The sequence below is a fragment of the Moritella sp. 28 genome (assembly GCF_018219435.1).
GTDB lineage: Bacteria > Pseudomonadota > Gammaproteobacteria > Enterobacterales > Moritellaceae > Moritella.
Window position 1 is genome coordinate 2,083,999 of record NZ_CP056121.1, and the last position, 13,921, is coordinate 2,097,919.

At 40.1% G+C, this 13,921-nt stretch carries 9 protein-coding genes and 1 pseudogene; 2 read left to right on the forward strand and 8 right to left on the reverse strand.

All coding sequences use genetic code 11. The annotated features are described in order from the left end of the window. Nucleotides 1-36 precede the first annotated feature (36 nt). From HWV02_RS09255 to ubiG, 5 genes are all read right to left on the reverse strand, one after another. Entirely contained in the window at nucleotides 37-879 is an 843-nt protein-coding gene (locus tag HWV02_RS09255; RefSeq protein ID WP_211690306.1) for a DUF692 family multinuclear iron-containing protein, read from the reverse strand. 276 nt (nucleotides 880-1,155) lie between these two features. Then, on the reverse strand, nucleotides 1,156-1,431 hold the full coding sequence (yfaE, locus tag HWV02_RS09260; protein ID WP_211679397.1) for a class I ribonucleotide reductase maintenance protein YfaE: 276 nt from the start codon (nucleotides 1,429-1,431) through the stop codon (nucleotides 1,156-1,158). Beyond that, the gene (gene nrdB, locus HWV02_RS09265) at nucleotides 1,431-2,561 is read right to left on the reverse strand and encodes a class Ia ribonucleoside-diphosphate reductase subunit beta (RefSeq protein WP_211679398.1); all 1,131 of its coding nucleotides are present in this window, start codon (nucleotides 2,559-2,561) and stop codon (nucleotides 1,431-1,433) included. The genes yfaE and nrdB overlap by 1 nt, the downstream gene beginning before the upstream one ends. A 91-nt stretch (nucleotides 2,562-2,652) precedes the next feature. Then, nucleotides 2,653-4,926 carry a class 1a ribonucleoside-diphosphate reductase subunit alpha gene (nrdA, locus tag HWV02_RS09270; RefSeq protein WP_211679399.1) on the reverse strand — a complete coding sequence of 758 codons (2,274 nt, stop codon included), beginning with the start codon at nucleotides 4,924-4,926 and terminating at the stop codon, nucleotides 2,653-2,655. A gap of 594 nt (nucleotides 4,927-5,520) precedes the next feature. Then, nucleotides 5,521-6,219 carry a bifunctional 2-polyprenyl-6-hydroxyphenol methylase/3-demethylubiquinol 3-O-methyltransferase UbiG gene (gene ubiG, locus HWV02_RS09275; protein ID WP_211675059.1) on the reverse strand — a complete coding sequence of 233 codons (699 nt, stop codon included), beginning with the start codon at nucleotides 6,217-6,219 and terminating at the stop codon, nucleotides 5,521-5,523. 249 nt (nucleotides 6,220-6,468) lie between these two features. On the opposite strand from ubiG, the gene gyrA reads away from it, so the two are divergent. After that, nucleotides 6,469-9,180 (forward strand): DNA topoisomerase (ATP-hydrolyzing) subunit A, encoded by a 2,712-nt coding sequence (gyrA, locus tag HWV02_RS09280; RefSeq protein ID WP_211690307.1) that lies wholly within the window; start codon nucleotides 6,469-6,471, stop codon nucleotides 9,178-9,180. A gap of 76 nt (nucleotides 9,181-9,256) precedes the next feature. Here the strand turns inward: gyrA and HWV02_RS09285 are convergent. Then, nucleotides 9,257-10,045, reverse strand: a pseudogene (locus HWV02_RS09285) (integron integrase). A 771-nt stretch (nucleotides 10,046-10,816) separates the two neighbouring features. Here HWV02_RS09285 and HWV02_RS09290 point away from each other — a divergent pair. After that, entirely contained in the window at nucleotides 10,817-11,587 is a 771-nt protein-coding gene (locus tag HWV02_RS09290; protein WP_211675065.1) for an alpha/beta fold hydrolase, read from the forward strand. A gap of 249 nt (nucleotides 11,588-11,836) precedes the next feature. Here the strand turns inward: HWV02_RS09290 and HWV02_RS09295 are convergent, their stop codons facing one another. Continuing rightward, nucleotides 11,837-12,898 (reverse strand): IS91 family transposase, encoded by a 1,062-nt coding sequence (locus tag HWV02_RS09295; RefSeq protein WP_211690308.1) that lies wholly within the window; start codon nucleotides 12,896-12,898, stop codon nucleotides 11,837-11,839. Next, entirely contained in the window at nucleotides 12,895-13,782 is an 888-nt protein-coding gene (locus HWV02_RS09300; protein WP_211690309.1) for a site-specific integrase, read from the reverse strand. The genes HWV02_RS09295 and HWV02_RS09300 overlap by 4 nt, the downstream gene beginning before the upstream one ends. Between the last annotated feature and the right edge of the window lie 139 nt (nucleotides 13,783-13,921).

The window sequence follows — 13,921 nt, forward strand, 5'->3', positions numbered from 1 at the left end:
TTATTTTTGCGATTGTGATTTTGAGAACCTATTTGATTAACATGTATTTTTAAAACGCTGTGATTTCAATATCATTTTTTGAGCTGTATGTGCTTCATGCAGTAATTCATTGAGCTGTGGGATATTAGTATCCCATTCAATAAGGGTCGGGATTGTGTTGCAATGCTGCAAATAATACTCAAATAGCTGCCATACTTCGGGCGTTACCTTTTGGCTATGTTCTTGGTCGAAGGTTATGTGGTTATTCTTTAATTGTTTATTGCTACCAGATAGGTGGATCTCGCTGACAATACTGCTTGGTATTGACGTTAAGTAATCATAAGGGTTGAATTCGAGCTGATGACTACTAATATGAACATTATTAATATCGAGCAGTATTTTACAGTTTGTAGCGGCTTGTAGTTCAGTCAAAAAGACGGCTTCTGTCAGGGTATTATTTTTATATTGGCAATAACAGGCCGGATTTTCGATTGCAATTGTTTGACCTAGAATGTGTTGTACTTGTTCAACCCGTCGGATCACACGCTTGAGGTTTTCTTCTGTGTAGGGAATGGCTAGTGTATCACTATAATGCTGCCCAGCAATGGAGCTCCAGCCCAAGTGTTCTGATACTCGAAATGGCTTATAACGGTCAACCAGTTTTTTAATATTATGAATGTGGATAGTATCAAGTAGCTCATTGGAAGAGAGCGCTAAACCAATACCGTGTAAGCTGATGGGGTAGCGATCACAGGCTTTATCCAGGTAATACGTAGCTTCTGAGTTTATCTCGAAGTGATTCTCACTGTGTACTTCTACCCAGCCAATATCGACTTGGCTATTAGTGAGTTTCTCATAATGTGCAGGACGCATGCCGATCCCAACTAAATCATCTAACATAAAGTTGTCCTATTTTAAAGCCGTGGTACTTATACGTTATTGAAGTGCTTATACGCTATTGAAGTTTTTATACGTTATTGAAAGGAGTATGGGTAAGGTTTACTCGTTTTGCAAAGTAAATCACATTCTATATCGTAAGCTATTGAGAGTTGGATTTTGTGAGATGACAAAATGGATGTTGGATCACAATATGAACAAGCCTTAACATAGTGAATATTGTTAAGGCTTGTTATTTTACGGGGGTTAATACACGTTACTTAATTAATCATAAGTATATTATGCTGAAACCGTTATTGTTGCGATGACGGCAAGTGTTATGTCACTATCTGCTTTACAGCAACAGGGTAATATCGATCCCGCTGCAACCGCTGCAAGTGGTTCGGTTGTATAAGTAACCGTGCCACTTGAGAGCGTAGTGCGGCAAGCGCCACAATAGCCTTGACGGCACTGGTATTCAATTTGATGTCCAGTACGCTCAAGCGTATCAAGCAGGGAGCTATCTTGTGTTGAAACTTGATAGCGTCCTGAATCAGTTGTCAGCGTAATCGACATTATAGAACGAATGTACCTATGTCTGCGTGGTTGATTTCGGCGTTAATTTGACCAACTAAGTATGAGCTGATTTCAGACTCTTGTGGTGCAACTTGTACGTTATCAGACACTAACCAAGCATTGATCCACGGTAGTGGGTTACTTTTCACTTCAAATGCCGTTGGTAAGCCTACTGCTGCCATACGTGTATTGGTGATGTATTCGATGTAATCAGCAAGAATATCTTTATTCAAACCAATCATTGAACCATCTTTGAACAGATATTCTGCCCAGTCTTTTTCTTGTTGTGCTGCATCAGTAAAGATTTTCAGTGTTTCTTGGAAACATTCAATTGAGATCTCTTGCATCTCTGGATCGTCTTTACCGTCAGCCATCAAGTTTAGAATGTGCTGTGTACTGGTTAAATGCAATGCTTCATCACGGGCAATAAGCTTGATGATTTTAGCGTTACCTTCCATTAATTCACGTTCAGCAAACGCGAAAGAACATGCAAAACTAACATAGAAACGGATTGCTTCAAGCACGTTTACCGATACCATTGCTAGGTATAGCTTTTTCTTCACAGCACGTTGGTTAACAACAACTTTTTCACCGTTAATAACGTGTGTGCCTTCACCAAGTAGGTGTAGCTGCTGAGTCGCATGGATTAAGTCATCGTAATAACCTGCAATGTCTTTAGCACGCTTTAGAATTTCTTCATTGGCAACGATATCATCGAATACTTCTGATGGGTCATTCACGATATTACGAATAATGTGCGTGTATGAACGTGAGTGAATTGTTTCACTGAATGACCAGGTTTCAATCCATGTTTCTAGTTCTGGCAATGAAACCAATGGTAAAAAAGCAACGTTAGGTGAACGGCCTTGAATACTGTCTAATAATGTTTGGTATTTCAGATTACTGATGAAAATGTGTTTTTCATGATCAGGTAATTGCTGATAATCAATACGGTCCTTACTTACATCAACTTCTTCTGGGCGCCAAAAAAATGACAACTGACGTTCAATTAATTTTTCAAAAATTTCATGTTTTTGTTGGTCAAAACGGGCAACGTTAACAGGCTGGCCGAAAAACATTGGTTCTTTTAATTGATCATTTTTAGTTTGGCAAAAAGTAGTGTAACTCATTGGTCATCTCTATTTTATACATTAAATTGGCAGCCTAAGCTGCCAAATGAAAGGGCGTAGGTTTTTATATTGGTGTATGTAATTAGATTGTTTAGATCTTACATGCGCCGCCTTCACAGCCCTCGTCTTCTTTAACTACATCTACGTCTGATGCACCGTCACGTGTGTTATGGTAGTAAAGCGTCTTTAAGCCGTACTTATACGCTAACATCAGGTCCGTTAACAGCGTTGTCATCGGTACTTTTTGCCCCGGGAAACGTTGTGGATCATAGTTAGTGTTAGATGAAATCGCTTGGTCTACGAATTTCTGCATTAAACCAACAAGTTGTAAGTAACCCGTGTTATTTGGGATGTTCCAAAGTAGTTCGTAGTTATCACGCAGATTCTCGTAATCAGGTACCACTTGTTTCAAGATACCGTCTTTACTTGCTTTAATACTGATTAAACCACGTGGTGGCTCAATACCATTTGTCGCATTTGAAATCTGGCTTGATGTTTCTGATGGCATCAATGCTGTTAGTGTTGAGTTACGTAAGCCGTGTTCTTTAATTTCGCTACGTAATGTTTCCCAATCTAGGTGTAACTCTTCATCACAAATTTCATCTAACGCTGACTTATACGTATCAATTGGTAAGATACCTTGTGCGTAAGTTGTTTCGTTAAATGCTAAACACGGACCTTGTTCTTTCGACAGGTTCATTGACGCTTTTAATAGGTAGAATTGAATTGCTTCAAATGTCTTATGCGTTAGGTTGTTTGCGCTACCGTCTGAGTATTTAACACCGTTTTTCGCTAGGTAGTATGCGTAGTTAATCACACCTATACCTAATGAACGACGCGCCATTGTTGACTTTTCAGCCGCAGGCATAGGATAGTCTTGGTAATCAAGTAAGCTATCTAGTGCGCGAACTGCAAGGTCTGCAAGGTTTTCTAATTCACTTAGGTCTTTAATTGCACCAAGGTTGAACGCTGATAATGTACATAGCGCAATTTCACCACTTTCATCACCAGGGTGTTGCATTGGTTTTGTTGGTAATGCAATTTCAAGACATAAGTTACTTTGTCTTACAGGCGCAACCGCTGGGTTGAACGGGCTGTGTGTATTACAGTGATCTACATGTTGAATGTAGATACGACCAGTACTTGCACGCTCTTGCATTACTAAAGCAAACAGTTCGCTGGCTTTAATTGTTTGCTTACGAATTGATGGGTCTTGTTCATAAAGTGTGTACAGACGCTCAAATTCATCCTGATCTTGGAAGAATGCATCATACAAACCATCAACATCTGATGGGCTGAATAAGCTAATGTCTTTGTTATCAATTAAGCGTTGGTACATTAAACGGTTAATTTGCACGCCATAGTCAAGGTGACGCACACGGTTTTCTTCAACACCACGGTTGTTCTTAAGTACTAATAGTGATTCAACCTCTAAGTGCCATAATGGATAGAATAATGTTGCTGCACCACCACGTACGCCGCCTTGTGAGCAAGATTTAACAGCTGTCTGGAAGTGCTTGTAGAATGGGATACAACCAGTGTGGAATGCTTCACCACCACGGATTGAGCTACCTAGGGCACGAATACGACCTGCATTGATACCGATACCAGCACGTTGCGATACATATTTAACAATAGAGTTAGATACTGCATTGATAGAATCTAGGCTATCGTCACACTCAATCAGTACACACGAACTGAATTGACGAGTAGGGGTACGAACACCCGCCATGATTGGTGTCGGTAGTGAAATTTTAAACGTTGACGTTGCTTCGTAGAAACGACGAATGTAGTCCATACGAACAGATTTATCATAAGTCGCGAATAAACTCGCTGCCACTAAGATATATAGAAATTGTGGGCTTTCGAAGATGTCACCAGAAATACGGTTTTGTAGTAGGTATTTACCTTCTAACTGCTTAATTGCACCATAAGAGAAGTTCATGTCACGCCAGTGATCAACTAACTCATCCATTTCTGCGAATTCTTCCGCGGTGTAATCTGCAAGTAGGTGTGCATCATAGCGAAGCGCATCAACATTGAGTTTTACGTGCTCATAAAGCGCAGGTGGTTCAAATTGACCGTATGCTTTCTTGCGTAGGTGGAAGACGGCTAAACGCGCAGACAGATATTGGTAATCTGGTGCTTCTTCACTAATTAAATCAGCTGCAGCTTTGATCATGGTCTCATGTATATCTTCAGTACGTATGCCGTCATAAAACTGGATGTGAGATTTTAACTCAACCAGTGAAACAGATACATTATTCAACCCTTTGGCTGCCCATTTGATCACGCGGTGGATCTTTTCAAGATCGATCGTTTCTTGCTTACCGCTGCGTTTTGTAACTAGTAAATTCTTATTCATTTAGCTGACTGACCTTAAAACAATGTTAAGAACATTTCCACCAACACTAGTATTGATATTCTTGTTAATACACAAGATGTAGTGTTGTCCTGTATTTATGCATACAAGATAGTGTGATAATCGTGTTTTGGCAAGTAGCACTAAACTGAACAACATGTGGATAATTTAGTGAGTTAGTGGCGACTTTCATTCTGGCCTCAGTGATCAATTACGGTTAGCAAAAATCAACAGTAAAAGTGAAAAAAAAAAGAAAAAAAAGTGTTGCCAAGGTTGTGAGGAGATCCTCAATAATTTTGATTATATTTACAGCTAATTCGATTATAAAACTACCACGCAAGTACTAATTTATTATTTTTTGAGCTGGCTGTTATTACAAACAATACCGTCATTTTATACGCAGTAAGTTTCATATTACCTATAAAGTAGATAACTTTGTTTGCGCGTGTTGATTAGAGTAGGCCCAGTTATTTGGGTTAAATGACTGTAAATGGCTATATAGAGGTAGTGAATTTAAAGCAGGAAAAAAGGTGTTGAGTTATTTACCTAACAGCAAAGGCGCTGTTAGGTAAAAGGAGAATTATATTAATTGTTACATTAATCGATAAGCTGTGTGTGTAGCATATAGTTAACGTCAACATTCTCGCCTAGCTTGAACTGGTCTACTAATGGAATGTAATGCAGGCCAGTCATGTGGTGACAGAATAGACCCGATTGATCAACCCAATGTAATAGCTCTGATGGACGAATAAATTTCTTATGGTCATGGGTCCCGTTAGGCATCATTTTTAAGACTTTCTCAGCACCAACAATCATAAACAAATACGATTTTAAATTACGATTGATTGTCGAGAAGAATACATGGCCACCTGGTTTTACAAGACGCATGCAAGCGTTAATCACAGAACCAGGGTCAGGCACGTGTTCTAGCATTTCCATACAAGTGATCACATCAAAGCTGTTTGGTTGCTCTTCAGCTAACTCTTCAATTAATACTTGACGGTATTCAACTTCAGTACCAGATTCAAGCGCATGCAATTTTGCCACATTGAGGGGTTCTTTACCCATATCAACACCCAGCGCTTTTGCACCACGGCGAGCCATGCTCTCAGTTAAGATCCCGCCGCCACAGCCAACATCAAGAACTCTCTTGCCAAATAAGCCGCCACAGCGCTCATCAATGTAATCTAAGCGTAATGGATTGATTTGATGTAATGGCTTGAAGTCACCAGCTGGATCCCACCAACGACTGGCCATGGCTTCAAATTTAGCGATTTCCTGTTTATCTACATTCATACAATGTCTTCTTGATACGTTAATAAGGTGAAAAGTAATAAGGTGAAACATAAAAATATGGGCATAGTATATAACGAGAAAACGATTTCAGAAGTATTATTTATAGATGAGTGAATAAATAGCTAATAAAATTGTATTCAAGTGAGTTAATTTTCTTATATATTGTATTTGCTGGTAAATATTATGCTAGAATGCTTTCTCTAAAAAATATAATAGAAAGCACTTTAAAACTTAGGGGTAAAGGCTTATATGAGTAATTTAGCCACAGAAATCACACCTATCAATATTGAAGAAGAATTAAAAAATTCCTATTTAGATTACGCTATGAGCGTTATTGTTGGTCGTGCTCTTCCTGATGTTCGCGATGGTTTGAAGCCAGTTCATCGCCGCGTTTTATTCGCGATGAACGAATTGAAGAATGATTGGAACAAACCATATAAAAAATCAGCACGTGTTGTTGGTGACGTAATCGGTAAATATCACCCACACGGTGATACAGCTGTTTATGACACTATTGTACGTATGGCGCAGCCTTTCTCTTTGCGCTACATGCTTGTTGATGGTCAAGGTAACTTCGGTTCTGTTGACGGTGATTCTGCAGCCGCAATGCGTTATACCGAAATCAGAATGTCAAAAATCGCGCATGAATTACTTGCTGATTTAGACAAGGAAACGGTAGATTTCGTACCTAACTATGATGGTACTGAATTTATTCCGGAAGTTATGCCTACACGTATCCCTAACCTATTGGTTAATGGTTCGTCAGGTATTGCCGTGGGTATGGCAACGAATATCCCACCTCATAATTTAAATGAGGTTATCAATGGTTGTTTAGCATTAATTCAAAATCCAGACCTAAGTCTTGAAGAATTAATGGAATACATTCCAGGCCCAGATTTCCCAACGAACGGTATCATTAATGGCAAAGCGGGCATTGAGCAAGCTTACCGTACTGGTCGTGGTAAAGTTCATATCCGAGCTCGCGCCGATATTGAAACCAATGACCGTGGTCGTGAAACGATTGTTGTTCATGAACTACCGTACCAAGTAAACAAAGCACGTTTGATTGAACGTATTGCTGAGTTTGTAAAAGATAAGAAAATTGAAGGCATCAGTGCCCTACGCGATGAATCTGATAAAGATGGTATGCGTATGGTCGTTGAAGTTAAGCGTGACGCGGTGGGCGAAGTTGTATTAAACAACCTCTACGCTCAAACGCAAATGCAAGTTGTATTCGGTATCAACATGGTTGCACTGATCGACAAGCAACCAAAAATCTTTACTTTAAAAGAAATGCTAGATGCGTTCTTACGTCATCGTCGTGAAGTTGTTACACGTCGTACAGTATTTGAACTGCGTAAAGCTCGTGAACGTGCTCATATCCTTGAGTCGTTAGCGATTGCATTAGCAAATATTGATGACATTATTGCGCTAATTAAGCAATCAGCAACATCTGCAGAAGCAAAACAAGCCTTGATCAGCCGCGGCTGGCAGTTAGGTGATGTAGCTACAATGCTAGAGCGTGCTGGTGATGATGCTGCGCGTCCTGAATGGTTAGAACCTGAGTACGGTATTCGTGAAGGTTCGTATTTCTTAACAGAGATACAAGCACAAGCGATCTTAGACTTACGTTTACACAAACTAACAGGTCTAGAACACGAGAAAATTCTTAACGAATACAAAGAACTACTCGAAGTTATTGCTGAACTATTACATATTCTTAATACGCCTTCGCGTTTACTAGAAGTTATCACTGAAGAGCTACAAGCTTCAAAAGATGCCTTTGGTGACGAACGTCGTACCGAGATTTCGGCAAGCAGTGCTGACATTAATTTGGAAGACTTAATTGAACGTGAAGATGTTGTAGTAACATTGTCTCACGAAGGTTATGTTAAGTATCAGCCTCTTACTGATTATGAAGCGCAGCGTCGTGGTGGTAAAGGTAAGTCAGCAACGAAGATGAAAGAAGAAGATTTCATTGAACGTCTGTTGGTTGCTAATACACATGATCATATTCTGTGCTTCTCAAGCCGTGGCCGCTTGTACTGGATGAAGGTATATCAATTACCATTAGCTAGTCGTCAAGCCCGTGGTAAGCCAATTGTTAACTTACTACCACTGGAAGAAGGTGAGCGTATTACTGCTATCCTACCTGTGTCTGAGTTTGAAGATAATAAGTTTGTCTTCATGGCAACGGCTAACGGTACAGTGAAGAAAACAGCACTAAGTGCATACAGCAAGCCTCGTGCTGGCGGTATCATCGCTGTTAACCTAAATGAAGGGAATGAACTAATTGGTGTTGATATCACTGATGGTACTAACGACATAATGTTGTTCTCGGATGAAGGTAAAGTAGTACGTTTCTGCGAGTTTGAAGAAACGCCTGTACTTGATGAAGACGGTAACCCGGCTCTAGATGAAAACGGTAAACCTGAAGTTAAGTTCAAAGGTGTACGTCCTATGGGTCGTACAGCGACGGGTGTTCGTGGTATCAAACTTGATGAAGGCCAAAAAGTAGTATCGCTAATCGTACCGAAGAACGATGGTGCAATCTTAACAGCAACAGAAAACGGTTTCGGTAAACGAACTGCACTTGAAGAATACCCTGCGAAGAGTCGTGGTACTAAGGGTGTTGTATCAATTAAAGTAAGTGAACGTAACGGTAAAGTTGTTGGCGCAACGCAGGTACTTGATGGTGATGAGCTAATGCTTATTACTAATGGCGGCACGCTAGTAAGAACACGTGCAACTGAAGTATCTATGGTTGGTCGTAATACACAAGGTGTTCGTTTGATCCGTACTGGTGAAGATGAGCAAGTTGTTGGTTTACAACGTATCGATGAAGTTGAAGAAGACGAGAACGCAGTTGTTGTTGATGCAGAAAATGCAGAAGCACCAACAGAAGTTCCAGCTACTCCAACTGATGCTGCAGATAGCGCAGAAGAAGCTACTGAAGAGTAATTAAGGGTAGTGCAGTAATGTACTAAACGAGAATTAACTTCATAAGGCCTGTTACTCCTAGAGTAACAGGCCTTTTTTATAAAAATCGTAATGTATCTATTGGACTTGGTGTCCCAGCTCGTTTATTACCGATCACATGGGTATACAGTTCTGTGGTTTTGATGTCAGAGTGACCTAGCAACTCCTGCACTGTTCTTATATCACTACCAGAGCTGAGTAACTGCGTTGCAAATGAGTGACGGAATGTATGTGCTGTTACGCGTTTCGTTATTTTACTTGTGACTACTGCTGCTCTTAATTTTTTTGAATAGGCTGTATCATGAATGTGATGACGGCAGACATAATTGTCGTGTGGGTGGATACACCTTGTGGTTGAAGGGAATAGATATTGCCAAGTATATGTATGTAATGATGACTTATATTTTCGATGCAATGATGTTGGTAAAGACGTACTTCCAAAACCGTGAGATATATCCTTTTCATGAATAGCTTTTGCGTGTTCCATCTGTTGTTTTATCATTGGAATTAATGATTCTGGTAATAGTGTATAGCGATCTTTATTCCCTTTCCCTTTGAATATAAATATAGATTTATTTATTAAATCAATATCTTTGATTCTAAGTGATAAAGCTTCATTCAGTCTGAATCCACCTCCATAGAGTAATGCTGTAATCAAATAGTACTGGCCTGACATATGTTTGAGGAAGCCTTAAATTTCGGTATTTCCCATCGTTTCAGGGTGTCGTTTATTGTTAAAAATAATAAATTGTTTAACCCAATAAATGTAAACCTTCTCTGTTTTATAGCTGTAATGTTTAGTTTTGATTTCTGTTCGTATAGATTCTAAGAAAGGTGATGCTGTCATATAAAATACGCTTTTAAACTGGTGTTATATACAGTTATAGCGTGTGATTATTTATATGAGAAGCAATATGAGGTTTTAACGGAGTGAAATTGGCTTTCTTTGAACCTTGTCATATTTTTAATGTGTTGATTATTTTATTTTTGTTTGTACTCGTAATTTACTTTTACGGACCCGTATAAATAATTCCATTCTGTGTATGTGATACAAGTTAAATCGCATTAATTGTTTTGTAAGTAATTGTAACTAATGGATTATACTGTTAGTATTTTAGTTCTTTAATTAATTTAAAAAAGTGTTTTACGGAATTCTGTAAAATACTGTTATGTTTCAGGGGAAGTATGAACGCTAGAATCATAGATATTATTTTAAGTATTAGCCTAGGCCTGTTAGTTATCTATGCCTCTCATAATTTTCTAATCGTGGACTCCTGCTTGGATATGGGCGGTGCTATTGATCAAAAAACTGGATCATGCTTTGATGAAAACTACCACGAGCTATACATGGTAGTCACACCAGCTCTTACCGCAATTTACTTTGTAATTGGCTTGCTGGTTTCATTGTTGTCCATATTTACAATAAAACGAATAAAACGAATAAAACGAATAAAGCGAACTAAAGGTGCTTAAACTGCAAAAACATAACAAGTCAAAGCACTCGGACTTGGCAAAGCTGTCACCTTTTTTGTTCCAAAAATCCGCCAATTTTCCCAAACCGGTGTTTGAGGCGTTAGGTTGGTGCGGTGCTCCTTCAAACTAGTATGCAGAGGAATGAATGAAAGAGTTTAAGGTAAAAAGTTGCGACGCAATTCTTAGATACCACGACCTTCCCGGTTCGGAAGTTCCAATTATTTTTATACATGGGATTGGTTGTGCATCCTCGTTTGATTACCCACAAGTAGTGTCGAGTAATTGGTTGCTTCCTCACAGGCGAATTCTTGTTGATTTACTAGGTTCGGGGTTTAGTGATAAACCGGAGCAATTTGATTACTCTATACGTAGCCACGCGACTTATCTTGAAGAATTTATTAAATACTTGGGTTTGGATAGATTTGTAATATTCGGTCACAGTATGGGTGGGGCAGTATCAGTTGTGTTGGCTGAGAAAGTTCAAGATCAGCTACAAGCACTGGTGTTGAGTGAGGCTAACCTCGATAGCGGAGGCGGATTTTTTAGCAAAAAAATTGCTAGCTATACCGAACTTGAATATAAAAACAACGGGCATGACCAGATAGTGCAGGAGAGTATAAGTAATCTGAATACTCAATGGGCTGCCAGCTTGATCGTGAACTCATCGGTTGCTACGCACAGGCAAGCCTTATCGTTGATCGAAGGACAGAATCCAAGTTGGCGTGATATGTTTTACTCTCTGGACACAAACAGAACGTACATATTTGGTAGTAAATCTTTGCCTGATCCCGACTCTACAGAGTTGAATGAGCATGAGGTAACGATTAGCGTTGTTTCCGATGCTGGGCATTCGATGGCGTGGGAAAACGCAGATGGACTAGCAGAAGCGATAAAGAACGCGATACCAACAACCTAACATATAAGAATAGGTGTCGCGCAGCCGACACCTTATTCGAGTGTTGAGCAAGCCCGAGCCCTTCTTTATATAGTAAATTACGTGTTTGATCTTGGTGGGGACTTTGTCTTGGGGTTAAACCCAAGACGAACGAAATTGAGATAAATAACAGACCTGTTATTTATCAATTAACTAGCTAGTTGTACCATAAATTTAATATCTCCAACCTGTCATGTTAATGCCATTATTCCTATTATGTTCGCCTTTCGGCTAGGTCGTTCGTGTAATGCCAACACACCTCATTTCATGCTGACAGCAAGGACAAATACGGATTGCTTTCGCAGTGAACGTTGCGATGAGCTTAGGCGTATTCCAATTAAACAGATGCAGTAATATGACTTGAATACGCACGCGTAACCGCTTGGCGCTACCGTGCAAAAAACCATAATCCCGCACTCGCTGTAATCCTTTGGGAAGCACATGTTGCAAGATGAGCCAGAGAAATTGCAGCGTCGGCAAGGTTCTGGTTTTTATTGCTTGAGTTTGTCCATCTTTATAGTTGAATGTCACGGTATTATTGCTTGTATCGATGATGTCTTTATCAGGTAATACGCCCCGATATAAATAGCGTGACAGATATTGTAAGGCGGGAAGACCGTAACCGACTTTTCGGCAGTCAACGACCCATTTAGTCGGTAATGTTTTAGTGTTTGGCAGTGATAAGTCAGCGTGCTGATTGATTGAATCAATCATTCTAGCTCGCCAGACTTTAGCTAGTGCAAAGGCGTTAAACAGATAGTTACTCTTACCTTTATGCCATTGGTTTCGCATTTTATTGTAGCTGCCATTAGCGACTATAATGTGTAAGTGGGGATGTAAATTACGTTTCCTGCTGTGAGTATGCAAAACGGTGGTGAAGCCAATTTCACCGCCGTTTTTACGTCTGGAAAAATCCTTCAACACACTTGCTGCGACTGAGAACATTGATTGATAGAGTGGCTTGGGTTGCGAACGCGCAAGCGCTCGTAACTCGTAAGGCAAAGTGAACGTGACCATAAAGTAGTGCACGGGTAGTAACTTTAATTGCTGGCGCTCAACCCAATCAGAAGTCGTGCATTGCTGGCATTGCGGACAATGTCGATGACCACAAGACAGTGGCAGTCTGTCGTCGTGGTTGCAGTGTTTACAAAACCATTGTGAGCAACCTTGATGCCCAGTTTTACAACCGAGCATGGCGTAGATTGCGCGGTGGCTGTCATGAGAAAGTTGATTGCCAAATTGGCGTTCAAACTCGTAATGATGCTGACGAAGTAAATCAATGAAGGTACTCATTTCAAACTCCAATCTAGCGCTAACTTGTCAGCGAGTTGATTGATGGCAACGGCCGCATCCTTTTGTTTGAGTTGGGTTAATTGAGTGTATCTCGCTGTAGTGTTTAGCGAAGCATGACCGAGTAAGACTTGCAGTGAGCGTAAATCTAATCCGCCTTCGAGTAAATGAGTAGCAAAGCAATGACGTAGCGAATGCGGGCTAACGAGTTTATTGATATTACAATCACGTAAAACTTGTTTGATGGCTTTTTGAATGCCGCCTTTGTCCATTGGCGAGTTCATACCATTTCCCAATCCTGGGAAAATCAGTCGCGCATGATGATGCGTTTGCCAATGACTGCGCAGTGCGTACAAAGTACGCTTTGGCAGAGGAACTAATCTATCTTTACCGCCTTTAGCATCACGAATATGTATTTGCATGGTTTGGCTATCAATATCATGAACTGTCAGGTTTAAGCCTTCGCTTAATCGTAGTCCCATGCTGTAAAGCGTGAGAAAGAATACTTGGTAGCGTTGCTTCTTGGTGCCGTTAATGACTTTACTTATTTGCGTTGGAGTTAAAATATCAGGCAGGCGCTTAACTTGTGGTGGTTTAACGATGTTGAGCCACTCCCATTGTTTGTCGAGGGTGTAACGATAGAAAAACTGTAAGCCGTTACGGTCTATTTTAACGGTACTCCATGAGTGCGTTTGGATAAGACTGTTAAAGTAATCCTTTAAATCAGCAGTAGTTAATCCATCGGGAGACTTATCAAAGTAAGCCGAAATACGTCGAACCGCACGAGAATAGCCATCAATGGTTGCTGGCCGTTTACCTTGTAGCCTTAAATTGGTAAGGTGTTGTTCATAAAGATAATTAAATCGTTGCTGTTGTGAATGATTCATACTAATAACCCCAATAAGGCACCACCATAATGGTGATGCTATTGGTTAGTATGAACGCTGGCTTGTTTACTCTGCCGCGCAGCGGCTTCGTTCAACAAGCTGTTTAATCTGGACAAAATACAGTTGGCTGTGTTTTGTT